This is a genomic window from Microbacterium sp. NPDC060117 (assembly GCF_042729315.1).
Lineage (GTDB): Bacteria > Actinomycetota > Actinomycetes > Actinomycetales > Microbacteriaceae > Microbacterium.
The window spans coordinates 194,190-211,125 of record NZ_JBHWXR010000002.1; the positions used below are offsets into that span (position 1 = coordinate 194,190).

A 16,936-nucleotide genomic window follows, 5' to 3' on the forward strand; every position below is an offset into this window, starting at 1 on the left:
CATGCCCACCGAAGAGACCCTCGTCCTGGTCAAGCCCGACGGCGTCGCCCGCGGCCTCACCGGCGCGATCCTCGCCCGCATCGAGGCGAAGGGCTACGCCCTCGTCGACATCCGCCTCGTCGACCCCGACCGCGACCTCCTCGCCGCGCACTACGCCGAGCACGAGGGCAAGCCGTTCTACGAGCCGCTCCTCGAGTTCATGCTCTCGGGCCCGTCCGTCGCGATCCGCCTAGCCGGGAACCGCGTCATCGAGGGCTTCCGCTCGCTGGCCGGCACCACCGACCCGACCACGGCCGCGCCCGGCACGATCCGCGGCGACTTCGGTCGCGACTGGGGCCTGAAGGTGCAGCAGAACCTGGTGCACGGCTCCGACTCGCCCGAGTCCGCCGCGCGCGAGCTCGGAATCTGGTTCGGCTGATCCCCACAGCTCCGCAGACGTGAACGCCCCGGTCCTCTCATCGAGGACCGGGGCGTTCTGCTCGCCGGATCCGGCGGTGCGACCGGGCTCAGAACATCCGGACGACCTCGCCGATCAGATCCACTCCGGCGATCTGGGCGAGCAGCACCACGATCGCGAACGCCAGGATCGATGCGAGCGGCACCCAGGAGCCGAGTCGACGCGCCGCCTGCTGGGCGCCCCGGCTGATCGGGAACGTCCCGTTCGCGAAGAGCTGCTGGACGGTCGCCAGGAACGTGGGGATCACCACGAGGTACGTCAGGCCGCACCAGGGGCACAGCGTGTGCAGATCGAAGAAGCTCTGCCAGATCAGCCATGCGATGAAGACGAAGGCGCCGGTGATGCCGAGGCCGAAGAGCCCCCAGAACCAGCGGGGGAAGCGGGCGCCCGCGAGGATCGCCACGCCCACGACGAGCGGGGCCATCCACCCGGTGAGGCCGATGAGCGGGTTCGGGAAGCCGAACACCGAGCCCTGCCAGGAATCCAGGTTCTTCCCGCACTGCACGAACACGCTGACGTTGCAGCTGAGATCGGCGGTCGGATTCTCCAGGGTGGCGAACTTGTCGAGGGTGAGCTGGAAGGCGGCCCACCACCCGACGACGCTCGCGACGATGAGCCAGATGGCGTAGCCGACGGGCCTGGTCCCCGCGAGGTTGCGCTGTGCAGACATGCCGCGATTATCGCAGTCGCCGTTCTGTGCGGGATGCATGCGGATGCATCGGTTCGCGTCAAGGCGGGCATCCGGCCGCGATGGTGCGATAATGGACGGGTCGCGTCGCCGTGATGGCGGCCGACGGATACAGACTTCGGGGGCTCCTGCCCCCAGCGATCAGAGCACATGCCGATCGCAGACCGATTGAGTTCGCGACGCCGAGGGTGTCGCACGAGAGAATTCACGACGGCCCGGCCGTCGTGCAGGGAGTACGCCAGAGATGGCCGACGAGAACAATGACAACGCCCCTACCCTCGACCTCGACGCGCTGCAGGCGCCGGTAGCTCCCGAGCCCGCGGAGCCGACGCCCGCGCCGACGGACGAGGACACCGCTTCCGCCGAGGTCGTGGACGAGGCGGTGACCCCGGCCGCATCCGACGAGGACGCAGCCGTGCCCGCCGATGTCGACAGCGCCGCGGAGCCCGCCGCCGAGAGCGCCGCGGAGCCCGCCGCCGAGAGCGCCGCGGAGCCCGCTGCCGCGAGCGCGGCTCCCGTGGAGCCCGAGGCCGAGTCCGTCACCGAGGTCGAGACGGCCGCTGAGCCCGAGCTCGTGGCGGAGCCGCTCGTGGAGTCCGAGCCCGAGACCGCCCCGGCGAACGAGCCCGCGACTGACGGCGCCGCCGGATCCGCCCCGGAGGCGGAGCCCGAGGCCGTCACCGCCGTGAGCCTCGGTCTGCTGCCGGAGATCTTCGTCTCCCGTGTCTCGACGCAGCTGCACTTCCACGCTCCCACGATCGTCCCGCTCCCGGCCCGCTCCTCCCGCGGTGCGCGCGACAGCCGCGACGCACGGGACGACAACGACGCCGACGACTCCTTCGGACGGCGTTCGCGCGGCCGCGGCGGCGATATCGAGCAGCCGCGTCAGCGCCAGCGGGTCGTCGAGTACATCACGGAGCCGAAGGCGATCAAGGGATCCACCCGGCTCGAGGCCAAGAAGCAGCGCCGCCGAGACGGCCGCGATGCCGGCCGTCGTCGCCCCGTCGTCACCGAGGCCGAGTTCCTCGCCCGCCGCGAGGCCGTCGATCGCGAGATGATCGTGCGCTCCAAGAACGGCCGCACCCAGATCGCCGTTCTCGAGGACAACGTGCTCGTCGAGCACTACGTCGCCCGCAACCAGGACGCGTCCCTCATCGGCAACGTGTACCTGGGCCGCGTGCAGAACGTCCTGCCCAGCATGGAGGCCGCGTTCGTCGACATCGGTCGCGGCCGCAACGCCGTGCTGTACTCGGGCGAGGTGGACTGGGACGGCGTGGAGACCGGCAACCAGCCGCGCCGTATCGAGCTCGCCCTCAAGGCTGGCGATCGCGTGCTGGTGCAGGTCACCAAGGACCCGGTGGGCCACAAGGGCGCCCGCCTCACCAGCCAGATCTCGCTGCCCGGCCGCTACCTCGTGTACGTGCCGAACGGATCCATGAACGGCATCTCGCGCAAGCTGCCCGACACCGAGCGCGCGCGCCTCAAGCGCATCCTCAAGGAGGTGCTCCCGGAGTCCAGCGGCGTGATCGTGCGCACGGCGGCTGAGGGCGCCACCGAGGAGCAGCTGACCAACGACGTGCAGCGCCTGACCGCGCAGTGGAGCTACATCCAGAAGCAGGTCGAGACCCAGCAGGCGCCTGCGCTGCTGCATGCCGAGCCCGACCTGCTCGTCAAGATCGTCCGCGACGTCTTCAACGAGGACTTCACGCGGATGCGCATCCAGGGCGCCGACGCCGGCCGCACCATCCGCTCGTACCTGGAGAGCGTCGCGCCCGACCTGCTGGATCGTGTCGAGGCGTACGAGGACACCAGCGACCCGTTCGACGTCTACCGGGTGACCGAGCAGATCGAGAAGGCGCTGGACCGCAAGGTGTGGCTGCCGTCGGGGGGATCCCTCGTGATCGACCGCACCGAGGCCATGACCGTCGTCGACGTCAACACCGGCAAGTTCGTCGGCTCGGGGGGAAACCTCGAGGAGACGGTCACCAAGAACAACCTCGAGGCCGCGGAGGAGATCGTCCGCCAGCTGCGCCTGCGCGACATCGGCGGCATCATCGTCGTCGACTTCATCGACATGGTGCTCGAGTCCAACCGCGACCTCGTGCTGCGCCGTCTGGTGGAGTGCCTGAGCCGCGACCGCACCAAGCACCAGGTCGCCGAGGTGACCTCGCTGGGGCTCGTGCAGATGACGCGCAAGAAGTTGGGCCTCGGTCTGCTGGAGACCTTCAGCGAGCCCTGCGAGGTATGCGCGGGCCGCGGAGTGATCGTGCACCATGACCCCGTCGTGAAGCACCGCGCGGCGGCCCCCCAGCAGAGCTCCAACCGTCGCCAGCGCGGCGGCGGCAACGCCCCCTCGAACGGCAACGGGAACGGGAACGGCAACGGCTCCACGCCGGCCGCGTCCGCCGCGCCCGCGAACGGCGGCACGCACGTCATTCCGGAGGGCGCGAAGTCCGCTCTCGCCCAGATCGCCGCCTCCAGCCGCGCCGCGGGGGAGACGCCAGCGGCCGCCGGCGACGCGCCCGCGGAGCCGGTGGCGGATGCTCCGGCCGAGCGCTCGGCACAGGAACGATCCAAGAAGCCGCGGAAGAAGCGCGGTTCCGACCGCAGCAAGGCGCCCAGGACGGAGGCCGAGCAGCTGCTCGACTCGGTGCTGGATGCGCTTCCCGAGCCCAAGGCGCCGGGACAAGGCCGCAACCGTCGCCGGGTGACCACCGCCGCGCTTTCCGCGGGCACGGCCGTCGTGCACACCACCGAGGCCGCACCCCAGGCGGAGCAGGGCTGACCCGGCCGCAGGACCACGTCAGGAGGGCTCGGCGCTACGGCGCCGGGTCCTCCTCGTCGTCGGCGGCCCGCTCCGAGACATCGGTCGCGTGCGTGCGCAGGTATCGCTCGACGCGCCGGTCCGGCGCCAGCCAGACCACGGCGACGATGACATAGGGGATCAGGCCCAGCCATGGAACGACGAACGACAGGCCCAGACCGCTCAGATACAGCAGCGGCGAGATGATGCCCTTGACATCGTGCCCGAACGCCTCGCGGATCCTGTTCCCGCCGGGCTGACGCGCGATCGTGCGCTGCAGGATCGTGTACGCGATGGCGGCGCCGAGCAGGTTGAGCCCGTAGACGATGGTGGGAACCTGGGCGACGCGGGTCTCGGTCAGCCACGCGGTCGTGAAGGGGTACAGCGACAGCCAGAGCAGCAGGTGCAGGTTGGCCCAGAGCACGGCGCCGTTCACCGTGGGACGCAACTGGAACAGGTGGTGGTGGTTGCTCCAGTAGATCCCGACGTAGACGAAGCTCAGCAGATAGGTGAGCAGACCCAGCCCGGAGGTGTGCACGAGGTCTGTCCAGGTCGAGCCCTTCGGAACGGCGAGCCCGAGCACCATCACGGTGATGATGATCGCGAGCACCCCGTCGCTGAACGCCTCCAGCCTGCTCGAGGTCATCGCGGGATCCTCGTGTCGTGGTCGTGCCCGCCGGTGCGATCGCGGGCCGGGACGCGCAGGCCGGATGCGATCAGCCGGCGGGTGAGCTCCTTGCCCCCCACGCGCTCCGCGCCGCCTGCGACGAGCCGGTCCAGGGCGTCGGCGGGGACGTCGTAGTGGTCCAGGTCGAACGCCCGAGGCGGGATCTCGTGACGCGCGGCGAACGCGTGCAGTTCGGCGACGCTGGTGTCGCTGACCATGTGCGCCCAGAGGCGGCCGTGCGCCGGCCAGATCGCGTCGTCCACGAGGATCGCCATTCCGCGATCCTAGACGCGACGACGGGTGCCGGGGCTCATGCGCCCGGCGATCGGATCCGGATCCCGACACGGCCGCGCTCGCTTTGCGAGGCGAGGGCGCATCCGGTAAAGTAGCTCCTTGGTGCACCGCGCCGGACGCCCCACTCGGCCGCCGCGGGATCATGCAACTCGCGCCCGCCACTGCGGATCCCTCTGCTGTGGCGCGATGCACGCACAGTCTTCCCGTGAGATTACGGAGCGGTCCCGCTCCCCAACGAAACAGGTATGAAGTGGTTTACGCAGTAGTGCGCGCCGGTGGACGCCAGGAGAAGGTCGAGGTCGGCACGATCGTTCAGCTCGACCGTCTGAAGGCGGCCCAGGGCGACAAGGTCGAGCTGGCCGCGGTGCTCCTCGTCGACGGTGACAAGATCACCACCGACGCCGACAAGCTCGCGAAGGTCAAGGTCACGGCAGAGGTCGTCAGCCACCTCCGTGGCCCGAAGATCGTCATCCAGAAGTTCAAGAACAAGACCGGTTACAAGAAGCGCCAGGGCCACCGTCAGGACCTCACGCGCGTCAAGATCACCGGCATCAAGTAAGCACGAAGAGGAGCTGAGAAATGGCACACAAAAAGGGTGCGAGCTCGACCCGCAACGGTCGTGACTCCAACGCACAGCGACTCGGCGTGAAGCGCTTCGGCGGTCAGACCGTCAGCGCCGGCGAGATCCTCGTCCGTCAGCGCGGCACGCACTTCCACCCCGGCGTGAACGTCGGCCGTGGTGGCGACGACACGCTGTTCGCCCTCGCCGCCGGCGCGGTCGAGTTCGGCGCGAAGGGCGGCCGCAAGGTCGTCAACATCGTCGTAGCTGCCGAGTAATCGCAGCGCAGACTTTCGGCAACGGGGCGGGCTTCGGCTCGCCCCGTTTCCATATCCCGGCACGCTTCGGTCAGTGCCATCCCGCAACCCAGGAGGATCCGCATGGTCACGTTCGTCGACAGGGTGACGCTGCACCTGCGCGCGGGCAAGGGCGGCAATGGCTGCGTGTCGGTGCACCGGGAGAAGTTCAAGCCCCTCGGCGGCCCTGACGGCGGCAAGGGCGGCGACGGCGGCGACATCGTGCTCGTCGCCGACCCCCAGACCGGCACGCTGTTGTCCTACCACCACTCGCCGCACCGCACGTCGCAGAACGGCGGCTTCGGCATGGGCGACCACCGCGCCGGCTACGACGGTGAGGACCTCGAGCTGCTCGTGCCGGTCGGCACGGTCGTCAAGGCGCCCGACGGTACGGTCCTGGCCGACCTGGTCACCCCGGGCGAGCGCTATGTGGCCGCTGCGGGAGGCCACGGCGGGCTCGGCAACGCCGCACTGGCGACGCCCAAGCGCAAGGCTCCCGGATTCGCACTGCTGGGCACGCCCGGCTTCGAGGGCGACGTCGTTCTCGAGCTCAAGACCGTCGCCGACGTCGCGCTGGTCGGCTACCCGTCGGCCGGCAAGTCGAGCCTCATCGCGGCGATCTCCGCCGCACGGCCGAAGATCGCCGACTACCCGTTCACCACGCTGCACCCCAACCTCGGCGTCGTGCAGGCCGGCGACTCCCGCTACACCGTGGCCGACGTGCCCGGCCTCATCGAGGGCGCGAGCGAGGGGCGTGGGCTCGGTCTGCAGTTCCTCCGGCACGTGGAGCGATGCTCCGCGCTCCTGCATGTGCTCGACTGCGCCACGCTCGAGCCCGGTCGCGACCCGCTCAGCGATCTCGACGTGATCCTCGCCGAGCTCGCCGCCTACGAGGTTCCGGAAGGACAGGTGCCGCTGCTGGAACGGCCGCAGGTGGTGGCTCTCAACAAGATCGATGTGCCGGAGGCGCGCGAGCTCGCGGACTTCGTGCGCCCGGAGCTGGAGCAGCGCGGGTTCCGCGTGTTCGAGATCTCCACGGTCTCGCACGAGGGCCTGCGTCCGCTGACCTTCGCGCTCGGCGAGATCGTCGACGAACACCGCGCGGAACTGGCTGCGGCCGCCGCCGCACCGAAGGAGCGCATCGTCATCCGGCCCCGAGGGTCGAAGCGCGAGTTCGAGATCCGCGTCGAGGGCGGCAGCTACGGCAACGTGTACCGGATCCTCGGCGACAAGCCGGTGCGCTGGGTGCAGCAGACCGACTTCCAGAACGAGGAGGCCGTGGGCTACCTGGCCGACCGTCTCGAGAAGCTCGGCGTCGAGGACGAGCTGTTCCGCCTGGGCGCGGAGCGCGGATCCACGGTCGTGATCGGCCCCGGCGAGAGCATCGTGTTCGACTGGGAGCCGCAGATGTCCTCCGCGGCAGAGCTGATCACCTCGCCGCGCGGTCTGGACTCGCGCTTCGACCCGAACACGCGACGCACCACCAACGAGCGCCGCGAGCGGTACCACGAGCGCATGGACGCGAAGGCGGCGGCGCGCGCCGAGCTCGAGGAGCAGCGCCTCGCCCGGGGTACCGCAGCCGGAGAGGACGCCGGCAGCGAGGACGTCGAATGACGGCGCTGACGCGGGCGGATCTGCCCGCGGCGGCGCGCATCGTCGTGAAGGTCGGATCGTCGTCGATCAGCGGCGAGGCCGCCTGGCGCATCCCCCTGCTGGTGGAGGCACTGGCTGCGGCGCACGCGCGCGGCACCGAGATCGTGCTCGTCTCCTCCGGCGCGATCGCCACAGGGATCCCGTTCCTCCAGCTCGACGCGCGGCCCACCGACCTTGCCACGCAGCAGGCCGCGGCCGCTGTCGGCCAGAACCTCCTCATCTACCGCTACCAGGAGGCCCTGCGCCCGCACGGCATCGTGGCCGGGCAGGTGCTGCTGACCACCGGCGATCTGGAGCATCCGACCTCCCGCAGCAACGCCCGCCGCGCCATGGAGCGTCTGCTCGGGCTGCGGGTGCTGCCGATCGTGAACGAGAACGACACCGTCGCCACGCAGGAGATCCGCTTCGGCGACAACGACCGGCTCGGCGCGCTGGTGGCGCAACTGACCGGGGCCGACGCGCTCGTGCTCCTCAGCGACGTCGAGTCGCTGTACACCCGACCGCCCTCAGACCCGGCGGCAGAGCCGCTCGACGTCGTGGCCGCGGGCGCCGATCTTTCCGGTCTCGAGTTCGGCGCGACCGTGGTGAACGGCGTCGGCACCGGGGGAGCGGCGACCAAGGTGTCCGCCGCGCGCCTGGCCGCGGCCAGCGGCATCGGCGTGCTGGTGACCAGCGCGGATCTGGTCTCCGAGGCGCTCTCCGGCGCGGAGATCGGCACCTGGTTCGAGCCGGCGGTCTGAATCCGTCATCCGGGCCGCCCGGGTGTGTGGCGTCGGTACACTGACCGCATGTCCACCCTGATCGCCGACTTCGCCGTGCCCGCCGACGCCTCCGCGCAGGACGGGCCGGATTCCCCTGAGGCGCGGATGCGCGCGGCGAAGGAGGCGTCGCGCGAGACCGCACGGCTCACGAGCGACGGCAAGGTCGCAGCGCTGCAGGCGATCGCCGCCGCACTCGTGGCCGCCGCGGACGACATCATCGCCGCCAACGCCCGTGACCTCGCCCGCGGTGCGGCAGAGGGCATCGGCGATGCCCTCCTGGACCGCCTGCGCCTGGACGAGAAGCGGATCGAGGCTCTCGCCGCCGCGGTGCGCGAGGTGGCGGCCCTGCCGGATCCGGTCGGCCGTGTCGTCGGCGGGCACCGGATGCCCAATGGCGTCGCCTTGGAGCAGGTGCGGGTGCCGTTCGGCGTGGTCGGCGCGATCTACGAGGCGCGCCCGAACGTCACGGTCGACATCGCCGCGCTCGCCCTGCGCTCCGGCAACGCGGCCGTGCTGCGCGGGGGCAGTGCCGCCAGGGAGAGCAACACGGTGCTGGTGCGCGTGATGCGCGACGCACTGGTGTCGGCCGGGGTCACCGCCGAGGCGATCCAGACCGTGGACGACTTCGGCCGTGCGGGCGCCACCGCGATGATGCACGCCCGAGGACTCATCGACGTGCTCGTGCCGCGCGGCAGTGCGGGGCTCATCGAGACCGTGGTGACGGAGTCGACCGTGCCCGTCATCGAGACCGGCGCCGGTGTGGTGCACATCGTGCTCGACGACACGGCGCCGCTGGATTGGGCGCGCGACATCGTCGTGAATGCGAAGGTGCAGCGTCCGAGCGTGTGCAACGCCGTGGAGACGGTGCTCGTGCTCCGCGGTGCCGCCGGCCGGCTCGTCCCCGAGGTCGCGGAGGCGCTGATCGCGCAGGGCGTCACGATCCACGGCGACGAGGACATCCGCCGGCTCGTGCCGGAGGCCGTGGCGACGACGGACGAGGACTGGGCGACCGAGCACATGAGCCTCGATCTGTCGATGCGCGTGGTGGAGGATCTCGACGAGGCGCTCGCGCATATCCGGCGGTACAGCACCGGGCACACCGAATCGATCATCAGCACGGACGCCCTTGTGATCGAGCGCTTCCTGGCCGAGGTCGACTCCGCGGTCGTGATGGCGAACGCGTCGACGCGGTTCACGGACGGCGGCGAGTTCGGCTTCGGCGCCGAGGTCGGCATCTCCACGCAGAAGCTGCACGCCAGAGGCCCGATGGGACTCGCCGAGCTGACCAGCACCAAGTGGCTGGCGCGCGGGTCGGGGCAGACCCGCGCCTGAGGGCTAGACTGAGGAGCTGAGATCCACCCTGATCACTCTGGAGAATCGATGAACCTCGTCGCACAGTTCGTGCAGGCCGCCGCAGAGACCACGGAGCACCACGGCAACGTGACGCTGCAGACCCTTCCGTTCTTCTTCATCGCTGCCGGCGTGTTCGCACTTCTCGGCCTGGTCGCGCTCTCCTACCGCAACGTCGCCAACCGTCACGCCCGCAAGGCGGAGGCGTGGGCCGCGGAGCACGGACACGAAGGACACGGGGCCGGACACGGTCACTGAGCTGATCCGATGACGACCACTCCGGTGCCGCGGATCGGTGTGATGGGCGGGACGTTCGATCCCATCCATCACGGGCACCTCGTCGCCGCGAGCGAGGTGGCGCACTCGTTCGGACTGGACGAGGTCGTCTTCGTGCCCACCGGGCAGCCCTGGCAGAAGAGCGGTGTGTCGGACAGCGAGCATCGCTACCTGATGACGGTGATCGCGACGGCGTCGAACCCGTCGTTCACGGTCAGCCGCGTGGACATCGACCGTGACGGGCCCACCTACACGATCGACACGCTGCGGGATCTGAAGGCCCAGCGTCCCGAGGCGGAGTTCTTCTTCATCACCGGCGCGGACGCCGTGGCGCAGATTCTCAGCTGGAGGGATCATGATGAACTGTGGGACCTGGCCCATTTCGTCGCCGTATCCCGACCCGGTCACGTGCTGAGCACGGACGGTCTGCCCCCCGGTGACGTCAGCCAACTGGAAGTCCCCGCCCTCGCGATCTCGTCGACGGATTGTCGATCCCGTGTCCGCGAGGGGGATCCGGTCTGGTACCTCGTGCCGGATGGAGTGGTCCAGTACATCGCGAAGCATCATCTTTATCGGAGCACGTCATGAGCACATCGGATCAGCACGGTCAGCTGACCCGCAAGCAGATGCGGGAGGCCCGCCTCACCGGATCGACCCCGATCGTCACTCCGGAGGAGGCCGAGGCTGCGCGCCAGCAGGCCGAAGCCGCACCGTCCGCTCCGGCGGTCCCGGCTGCTCCGGAGCCCGTCGCCGAGACGCCGGCTGCGCCGGCGGCGGACACCGTCGCCGAGAGCACGGCTGGGCCGAGCGCCGTCGAACCCCAGGACTCCGTCGCGGGCGAGGAGCCGCTCACCCGCCGCCAGGTGCGGGAGCAGGAGCGGATCCGCACCGGCGCGGTTCCGGTGTCCGATCCGTCATCCCAGAGCGCCCCGCCGGCACCGGCGCCCGTCACGCCCGCCCCACCTGCCGGCACCACGCCCGAGTCGGCGGGGATGATCACGGACGTGCCCCGGCCCAGTTATCCGAGCCGTCGCCGCTCCTACGAGACCTCGACGACTCCCGTGCAGACGCGGGTCCCCGACGAGCAGGACGGTGTGGACGACGCCGAACAGGGCGTCGCGCCCGTCTCGGTCTCCTCGGTCATGCGCGCCGAGGAGGAGACCGGACGCACCTGGCACGCCGATCCCGTCTCGGCCGTGCCCGAGACCACACCCGAAGAGCGTCTCGTCGTTCCCGCCCGTCCGGCAGAGCCCTCTTCCGCGCCGCTGCTGCCCGCGGTTCCCGCCGCCGCACCGGCTGCCGAGCCCGATCCCGCACCCGTCGCGCTGCCGTTCTCGTCCGAGCAGACCGCACTGTGGTCCGCCGCGACCGAACCCGAGCCGGCGGCAGCTGCTGCTCCGGCGGCAGCTGCTGCTCCGGCGTCGGCTGCTCCGGCCGAAGAGGCGCCGCGCCCCCTGCCGCAGGCGGCTCCCGCCGGCGGGGTCGGCTCCACGGTCAACCCGGGCTTCGGCGAGCGGGTGCTCGCTCAGCAGCCTCGCACGCCGCAGGCCGACTCGTTCGACGCGCTCATCGGCGACTCCACGGGGTCGCACCACGCGGCGCCGAACGCCCTGATCTTCCAGCAGGCGCCGGCCGGGCTGTCGCTGTCGGGCCCCGTCGCCTCGACCGGTGAGATCCTCGTCACCGGCAGCTACGAGCTGCCCTCGGGTCTCGGCTCGCGCGGTCACGCCGACGGCGTCGCCGACGGCAAGGAGGTCGACGCGGTCCTCGTCGACGGCGAACTCGCCCCTGCCTCTTCCCCCACGCCGATCGCCGCCAGCGCGGCGATCGGAACGATCAAGCCTGCCGGCGAGGTCATCCGCCCGCCCGAGCCCGAAAAGGGCAACAAGCTCATGCTCGCACTGACCATCACCGCTGGCGCGCTCGCCGTCGCCCTGGTCGGGGCGCTCATCGTCGCCATCACCACAGGAGCCTTCTCTTGATGCAGTCGCCCTCCGCCGCAGACATGCTGCAGATCGCCGCCGACGCGGCCCGTTCCAAGGGCGGAGAGGACCTGCTCGCGCTGAACGTGTCCGAGCCGCTGCCGCTCGTGGACATCTTCCTGCTCGTCACCGGCAACAGCGAGCGCAACGTCGCCGCGATCGCCGATGAGGTCGAGGACAAGATGATCGAGGCGGGCTACAAGCGCGTGCGCCGCGAGGGGCGCAGCGAAGCCCGTTGGGTTCTGCTGGACTTCGGTGACCTGATCGTGCACGTCTTCCACGAGGAGGAGCGCACCTACTACGGTCTCGAGCGCCTCTGGAAGGACTGCCCGGTCGTGCCGATCGCGGAGCCCACGCCTCTGGGCGCGTCCTCCGAGCGGGACTGACCGCACCAGAAGATCGGCGCCGTCCGCACCATCGGTGCTTCCGGAGCGCCGCGGATCCATGCCTCGCGCGCACCTGCGCACGCGGGATCGGGGTCGATGAGCTGTGCCCGAGCACCGTGTCGTCGCACGGATCGACGAACACCCGCTGCTCGGGCCCGCGGACACCGGATCCGCGAGTAGGGTCGAGCCGTGGGACGGATCACGACGCTGCGGCCGGTCACCCGGATCGCTCTGGGAGAGGGCGTGCGTCGTCGCGCCGACACGCTCGCGGTCGAGGAGCCGCTGGAGATCCGGATCGCGGGTGCTCCGCTCGCGGTCACGATGCGCACGCCTGGCCATGACGTCGAGCTCGCCATCGGATTCCTCGTCTCAGAGGGTGTGATCTCGAAGAGCTCCGACTTCCGTGCGGCGATCCACTGCGGTGGTCCGGGCACCGGCGGAGCGGAGAACACGTACAACGTGCTCGATGCGACACTCGCACCGGGCGTGCGGCTTCCCGGCGCCGACGAGGCGCGCCGTTTCTACACGACCAGCTCGTGCGGCGTGTGCGGCAAGGCCAGCATCGACGCCGTGCGCACGACCTCGCATCACGCCGTGTCGCACGACGACCTCGAGGTCGATGCCGCGTGGATCGCGGAGCTGCCCGACCGGCTCCGCGCCGAGCAGGCCGCCTTCGACAAGACCGGTGGACTGCACGCGGCCGCACTCTTCGACGCCGCCACGGGCGAGCTGCTGGTGATCCGCGAGGACGTCGGCCGGCACAACGCCGTGGACAAGGTGATCGGCTGGGCGCTCCAGGCGGACCGGCTGCCGTTGCGGTCGACCGTGCTGCAGGTATCGGGCAGGGCGAGCTTCGAACTGGTGCAGAAGGCCGTCATGGCGGGCATACCGGTGCTCTCCGCGGTCTCTGCGCCCTCCTCGCTCGCCGTCGAGCTGGCGGACGAGTCGGGGCTCACGCTGATCGGCTTCGTCCGAGGGAACTCCATGAACGTGTACGCGCACGTGCAGCGCGTGCGGATCGATGCGGCGACGCGCGGGGAGATCGCCGCGCGGGAAGGACGGGCGGAACGATGAGCGACGACGTGGACGCACGCGGAGGAACGGCCTTCGGCCTCATGCCGCGAGAGCCCCGGCAGGGCGGATACGGGCCGCGCACGACCGCTCCCTGGTCTCGCAAGCCGTATCACCACCCGGCGGCGGGCTGGGGCGCCGCGAAGTCGGTCGGTCAGGTTCTGCTCCGCGAGCGCGAACCGATCGCGGGCTCCGGCGCGATGCTCATCATGAACCATGGCAGGTCGGGATACGACTGCCCCGGCTGCGCCTGGCCGGACGATCTCGGCAACCTGCGGCTGGACATCTGCGAGAACGGGATCAAGCACGTCACGTGGGAGATGACGCACAAGCGCGTGGACCGGCAATTCTTCGCCTCGCACACGGTCGCGGAGCTCTCCGGGTGGACGGACTTCGATCTCGAGGACCAGGGGCGCCTCACGGAGCCGATGAGCTATGACGCCGCGACCGATCGGTACGTGCCGATCAGCTGGGATGACGCGTTCGCCCTGATCGGAGAGGAGCTGCGCGGTCTGGACAGCCCGGACGAGGCCAGCTTCTACACCTCCGGCCGGCTGAGCAACGAAGCGACGTTCCTGTACCAGCTCATGGTGCGCGAGTACGGCACCAACAACCTCCCGGACTGCTCGAACATGTGCCACGAGGCCTCCGGTCGCGCGCTGAAGGCGTCGCTGGCCACGGGCAAGGGCACGGCGGATCTGCGCGACTGGGAGGAGTGCGACGCGCTCTTCGTCCTCGGCGTGAACGCGGCGTCGAACGCCCCGCGCATGCTGACCGCGCTGTCCGACGCGGTCCGCCGCGGCGCGCAGGTGGTGCACGTGAACCCCCTGGTCGAGGCCGGTGCGACGCGCACGATCGTGCCGCACGAGTTCGTCGACATGGCGCTGTTCAAGAGCACCGACACCAGCACGATGAACCTTCAGGTGCGCCTCGGCGGTGACCTCGCCCTGATCCGCGGCATGTCCAAGGTCGTGTTCGAGGCGGCCCGGACGGATCCGACCGTCCTGGACACTGCGTTCCTGCGCGAGTACACCAACGGGCTCGAGGACTACAGGGCGCTCGTCGAGGCGACGCCCTGGGCCGAGCTCGTGCGTCAGTCCGGCCTCAGCGAGGAGCGGATCCGCGAGGCGGCCGCCGTCTACCTCGGCTCGGAGCGCACGATCATCAGCTGGTGCCTCGGCGTGAGCCAGCACGAGCACGGCGTGGACACGGTGCGCGAGATCGTGAACCTGCTGCTGCTGCGCGGCAACATCGGGCGCCCGGGAACCGGGCCGTCCCCCGTGCGCGGGCACAGCAACGTGCAGGGCAACCGCACCTGCGGCATCGACCACCGGCCGCCCGCCTGGACGGATCGGCTGGCGGAGGTCTGCCGCATCGACCCGCCCCGCCACCAGGGCCTGGACACGGTCAAGACGATCCGCGGCATGCACGACGGCACGGTCAAGGTGTTCGTCGGCATGGGTGGCAACTTCGTGCTCGCCGCCCCCGACACGCCGTACACCGCGGAGGGTCTCAGCCGCTGCGCGCTGACGGTGCAGGTGAGCACCAAGCTCAACCGCAGCCACCTCGTGCACGGGGAGAAGGCGCTGATCCTGCCGTGCCTCGGACGCACCGAGCGCGACCAGCAGGAAGCCGGGCCGCAGGGCGTCACCGTCGAGGATGCGATGAGCATGGTGCACCTCTCCGTGGGGCGCAAACGCCCCGCGTCCGCGTATCTGCGCTCCGAGCCCGCGATCATCGCAGGGATCGCGAAGGCGACGCTCCCCGAGACGCAGACCCCGTGGGACGCCTACATCGCGGACTACGACCGTATTCGCGATGTGATGGCTCAGGTTCTTCCGGGCTTCGAGGATTTCAACCAGCGCGTGCAGAGCCGACACGGCTTCCGGATCCCGCAGCCCGCCCGCGAGCGCGTGTTCGAGACGGATTCCGGGCAGGCCGAGTTCTCGCATGCCCCGCTGCCCGATGTGATCCCGGCCTCCGCCGAGACCCTGGTGCTGCAGACCATGCGGTCCCACGACCAGTGGAACACGACGATCTACTCCAACAACGATCGGTACCGCGGCGTGAAGAACCTGCGCGAGCTGGTCTTCCTGCACCGCGACGACATGCGCGAGCGCGGCATCGCCGAGGGGGATCTGGTCGACATCCGCTCGACGTCGAAGGACGGATCCACCCGGATCGTGCACGGCTTCCGCGCGGTGCCGTACGACCTGCCCCAGGGGTGCGCCGCCGGCTACATGCCCGAGATGAACGTGCTCATCGGGCACGCCGACTTCAGCGTGCAGAGCGACCAGCCGCTCATGAAGAGCATCCAGGTCACGGTCACTCCGTCGGCGGCCTGAGCGCCCGACAGCGCGGAGGGGCCGGTCGCGCAGGACGCGCGCCGGCCCTCCGCGCTGTGCATGCGGAACGGTAGGGGTCAGAGATCCCGGTCGAAGAGGTCGGCCCAGGTCTCCCGGCGGATGACCGCGCGCGCCTGGCCGTCGCGCACGAAGACGACCGGAGGCCGTCGATAGCCGTTGTAGTTGTTCGCCATGGTGTGCGTGTAGGCGCCCGTCGCGGGCACCGCGAGGAGGTCGCCCACGCGGACCTCGGGAAGGCGCAGCGGGTCGATGAGGACGTCGCCCGACTCGCAGTGCCGGCCGACCACCACGACGTCCTCCGCCGCCTCCTCGTCGAGGCGGGTGGCGAGCGCGCCTTCGTAGCGCTGCGAGAACAGCGCCACCTCGAGGTTGTCGCCCATCCCGCCGTCGACGGCCACGAACGTGCGCGCGTCGCGCTTCACCGTCGTGACGGAGTACAGCGTCATGGCGGAGCCGTTCACCATGCTGCGGCCGGGCTCGATGATGAGCTCGGCGTCGGCGGGAAGGTGCTCCCGCGCGGCGGCGAGCAGGGCCTCGACGTACTCGGCGACGCTCGCGGGGTGCTCGTCGTAGGTGTAGCGCGCGCCGAGCCCGCCGCCCAGGTCGTACACCGGGAAGGTGCCGAGCTCGGCGAGCGGGGCGACGGCAGCGGCGAGCTCCGACGGGTCCATGATCTGCGAGCCGACGTGCGCATGCACGCCGCGCATCGCGAGCTTCGGACTGGCTTCGATCCGGGTGATGAGCTCCTTCGCGGCGGGAACCGTGAGCCCGAACTTGGATCCGATCTGCCCGGTCTGCACATGCGGGTGGGTGGAGGACTCGACCTCGGGGATGATCCGCACGAGCACGTCCTGCCGGCGGCCCTCGGGCACCAGCTGCTCGAGCCGGTCGACATCGTCCGCGTTGTCGACCACGACCAGGCCGAGGCCGGCCTCCACCGCGATCTGCAGCTCCTCGGTCGACTTGGCGTTGCCGTGCAGGACGAGGAGGGCCGGATCCACACCCGCGCGGAGCGCACTGAGGATCTCGCCGCCGCCGGCGACGTCGAGCCCGAGCCCCTCCTCGACCATGACACGCTGCACGGCGGTCGCCGGGAAGGACTTCGAGGCGAACACGACGCGCGCCTTCGGCCAGCGCGAGGTCAGCTCGGTGCGGTACTCCCTGGCGCGGGCGCGCAGGGCGGTCTCGTCGACCACGATCGCGGGGGTGCCGAACTCGCGCGCCAGGTCGTCGACCCGGCACCCCCCGAAGCGCAGGGTGCCGTCGGGGTCCACGGTGGTCCCGGCGGGGAACAGGTCGAGGATCGGGTGCGGCATGGTCTGCGTCC

Annotated in this window: 17 protein-coding genes; 13 read left to right on the forward strand and 4 right to left on the reverse strand. The window is 70.6% G+C overall.

The window, feature by feature from the left end:
* The first annotated feature begins 1 nt into the window (after window position 1).
* Window positions 2-418 (forward strand): nucleoside-diphosphate kinase, encoded by a 417-nt coding sequence (gene ndk / locus ACFWCK_RS07055; RefSeq protein ID WP_045272553.1) that lies wholly within the window; start codon window positions 2-4, stop codon window positions 416-418.
* Window positions 419-506: 88 nt separating this feature from the next.
* On the opposite strand, the gene ACFWCK_RS07060 is transcribed toward ndk, so the two are convergent.
* Window positions 507-1,127, reverse strand: a complete 621-nt coding sequence (locus ACFWCK_RS07060) for a vitamin K epoxide reductase family protein (protein WP_233309236.1) — start codon at window positions 1,125-1,127, stop codon at window positions 507-509.
* 262 nt (window positions 1,128-1,389) lie between these two features.
* Here ACFWCK_RS07060 and ACFWCK_RS07065 point away from each other — a divergent pair, with 262 nt between their 5' ends.
* The gene (locus tag ACFWCK_RS07065; protein WP_378805197.1) at window positions 1,390-3,930 is read left to right on the forward strand and encodes an Rne/Rng family ribonuclease; all 2,541 of its coding nucleotides are present in this window, start codon (window positions 1,390-1,392) and stop codon (window positions 3,928-3,930) included.
* Between the two features lie 34 nt (window positions 3,931-3,964).
* On the opposite strand, the gene ACFWCK_RS07070 is transcribed toward ACFWCK_RS07065, so the two are convergent.
* Together ACFWCK_RS07070 and ACFWCK_RS07075 are read right to left on the reverse strand one after the other, a co-directional pair.
* A complete protein-coding gene (locus tag ACFWCK_RS07070) occupies window positions 3,965-4,594 on the reverse strand; it encodes a TMEM175 family protein (RefSeq protein WP_378805198.1) in 630 nt (209 codons plus the stop codon).
* The gene (locus ACFWCK_RS07075) at window positions 4,591-4,890 is read right to left on the reverse strand and encodes a DUF4031 domain-containing protein (protein ID WP_233309239.1); all 300 of its coding nucleotides are present in this window, start codon (window positions 4,888-4,890) and stop codon (window positions 4,591-4,593) included. The genes ACFWCK_RS07070 and ACFWCK_RS07075 overlap by 4 nt, the downstream gene beginning before the upstream one ends.
* Before the next feature lie 269 nt (window positions 4,891-5,159).
* Here ACFWCK_RS07075 and rplU point away from each other — a divergent pair, with 269 nt between their 5' ends.
* The 11 genes from rplU to ACFWCK_RS07130 all read left to right on the forward strand — a co-directional run bounded on the left by rplU (window position 5,160) and on the right by ACFWCK_RS07130 (window position 15,588).
* Window positions 5,160-5,468 (forward strand): 50S ribosomal protein L21, encoded by a 309-nt coding sequence (rplU, locus tag ACFWCK_RS07080; RefSeq protein WP_233309240.1) that lies wholly within the window; start codon window positions 5,160-5,162, stop codon window positions 5,466-5,468.
* 20 nt (window positions 5,469-5,488) lie between these two features.
* Window positions 5,489-5,746 (forward strand): 50S ribosomal protein L27, encoded by a 258-nt coding sequence (rpmA, locus tag ACFWCK_RS07085; RefSeq protein ID WP_378805200.1) that lies wholly within the window; start codon window positions 5,489-5,491, stop codon window positions 5,744-5,746.
* A gap of 102 nt (window positions 5,747-5,848) precedes the next feature.
* Complete coding sequence (gene obgE, locus ACFWCK_RS07090) at window positions 5,849-7,378, forward strand: GTPase ObgE (RefSeq protein WP_378805201.1); 1,530 nt, start codon at window positions 5,849-5,851, stop codon at window positions 7,376-7,378.
* The gene (gene proB, locus ACFWCK_RS07095; protein ID WP_233309242.1) at window positions 7,375-8,157 is read left to right on the forward strand and encodes a glutamate 5-kinase; all 783 of its coding nucleotides are present in this window, start codon (window positions 7,375-7,377) and stop codon (window positions 8,155-8,157) included. The genes obgE and proB overlap by 4 nt, the downstream gene beginning before the upstream one ends.
* Window positions 8,158-8,283: 126 nt before the next feature.
* A complete protein-coding gene (locus tag ACFWCK_RS07100; protein ID WP_378805958.1) occupies window positions 8,284-9,510 on the forward strand; it encodes a glutamate-5-semialdehyde dehydrogenase in 1,227 nt (408 codons plus the stop codon).
* A 48-nt stretch (window positions 9,511-9,558) separates the two neighbouring features.
* Window positions 9,559-9,786 (forward strand): hypothetical protein, encoded by a 228-nt coding sequence (locus ACFWCK_RS07105; RefSeq protein ID WP_233309243.1) that lies wholly within the window; start codon window positions 9,559-9,561, stop codon window positions 9,784-9,786.
* Window positions 9,787-9,795: 9 nt separating this feature from the next.
* Window positions 9,796-10,392 (forward strand): nicotinate-nucleotide adenylyltransferase, encoded by a 597-nt coding sequence (gene nadD / locus ACFWCK_RS07110; RefSeq protein WP_378805203.1) that lies wholly within the window; start codon window positions 9,796-9,798, stop codon window positions 10,390-10,392.
* Complete coding sequence (locus ACFWCK_RS07115; RefSeq protein WP_378805204.1) at window positions 10,389-11,786, forward strand: hypothetical protein; 1,398 nt, start codon at window positions 10,389-10,391, stop codon at window positions 11,784-11,786. The genes nadD and ACFWCK_RS07115 overlap by 4 nt, the downstream gene beginning before the upstream one ends.
* Window positions 11,786-12,172, forward strand: a complete 387-nt coding sequence (rsfS, locus tag ACFWCK_RS07120; RefSeq protein WP_233309246.1) for a ribosome silencing factor — start codon at window positions 11,786-11,788, stop codon at window positions 12,170-12,172. The genes ACFWCK_RS07115 and rsfS overlap by 1 nt, the downstream gene beginning before the upstream one ends.
* 189 nt (window positions 12,173-12,361) lie before the next feature.
* Window positions 12,362-13,246, forward strand: a complete 885-nt coding sequence (fdhD, locus tag ACFWCK_RS07125; RefSeq protein WP_378805206.1) for a formate dehydrogenase accessory sulfurtransferase FdhD — start codon at window positions 12,362-12,364, stop codon at window positions 13,244-13,246.
* Window positions 13,243-15,588: an FdhF/YdeP family oxidoreductase gene (locus tag ACFWCK_RS07130; protein WP_378805207.1), complete on the forward strand. Its 2,346-nt coding sequence runs from the start codon at window positions 13,243-13,245 to the stop codon at window positions 15,586-15,588. The genes fdhD and ACFWCK_RS07130 overlap by 4 nt, the downstream gene beginning before the upstream one ends.
* 77 nt (window positions 15,589-15,665) lie before the next feature.
* Here the strand turns inward: ACFWCK_RS07130 and lysA are convergent, their stop codons facing one another.
* Window positions 15,666-16,925: a diaminopimelate decarboxylase gene (gene lysA / locus ACFWCK_RS07135; protein WP_378805209.1), complete on the reverse strand. Its 1,260-nt coding sequence runs from the start codon at window positions 16,923-16,925 to the stop codon at window positions 15,666-15,668.
* Window positions 16,926-16,936: the final 11 nt, after the last annotated feature.

Excerpts from the sequence above, each read along its gene's own strand:
- ndk (WP_045272553.1), top strand. The coding sequence starts at position 2 with ATGCCCACCGAAGAGACCCTCGTCCTGGTCAAGCCCGACGGCGTCGCC.
- ACFWCK_RS07060 (WP_233309236.1), bottom strand. The coding sequence starts at position 1,127 with ATGTCTGCACAGCGCAACCTCGCGGGGACCAGGCCCGTCGGCTACGCC.
- ACFWCK_RS07065 (WP_378805197.1), top strand. The coding sequence starts at position 1,390 with ATGGCCGACGAGAACAATGACAACGCCCCTACCCTCGACCTCGACGCG.
- ACFWCK_RS07070 (WP_378805198.1), bottom strand. The coding sequence starts at position 4,594 with ATGACCTCGAGCAGGCTGGAGGCGTTCAGCGACGGGGTGCTCGCGATC.
- ACFWCK_RS07075 (WP_233309239.1), bottom strand. The coding sequence starts at position 4,890 with ATGGCGATCCTCGTGGACGACGCGATCTGGCCGGCGCACGGCCGCCTC.
- rpmA (WP_378805200.1), top strand. The coding sequence starts at position 5,489 with ATGGCACACAAAAAGGGTGCGAGCTCGACCCGCAACGGTCGTGACTCC.
- obgE (WP_378805201.1), top strand. The coding sequence starts at position 5,849 with ATGGTCACGTTCGTCGACAGGGTGACGCTGCACCTGCGCGCGGGCAAG.
- proB (WP_233309242.1), top strand. The coding sequence starts at position 7,375 with ATGACGGCGCTGACGCGGGCGGATCTGCCCGCGGCGGCGCGCATCGTC.
- ACFWCK_RS07100 (WP_378805958.1), top strand. The coding sequence starts at position 8,284 with ATGCGCGCGGCGAAGGAGGCGTCGCGCGAGACCGCACGGCTCACGAGC.
- ACFWCK_RS07105 (WP_233309243.1), top strand. The coding sequence starts at position 9,559 with ATGAACCTCGTCGCACAGTTCGTGCAGGCCGCCGCAGAGACCACGGAG.
- nadD (WP_378805203.1), top strand. The coding sequence starts at position 9,796 with ATGACGACCACTCCGGTGCCGCGGATCGGTGTGATGGGCGGGACGTTC.
- ACFWCK_RS07115 (WP_378805204.1), top strand. The coding sequence starts at position 10,389 with ATGAGCACATCGGATCAGCACGGTCAGCTGACCCGCAAGCAGATGCGG.
- rsfS (WP_233309246.1), top strand. The coding sequence starts at position 11,786 with ATGCAGTCGCCCTCCGCCGCAGACATGCTGCAGATCGCCGCCGACGCG.
- ACFWCK_RS07130 (WP_378805207.1), top strand. The coding sequence starts at position 13,243 with ATGAGCGACGACGTGGACGCACGCGGAGGAACGGCCTTCGGCCTCATG.
- lysA (WP_378805209.1), bottom strand. The coding sequence starts at position 16,925 with ATGCCGCACCCGATCCTCGACCTGTTCCCCGCCGGGACCACCGTGGAC.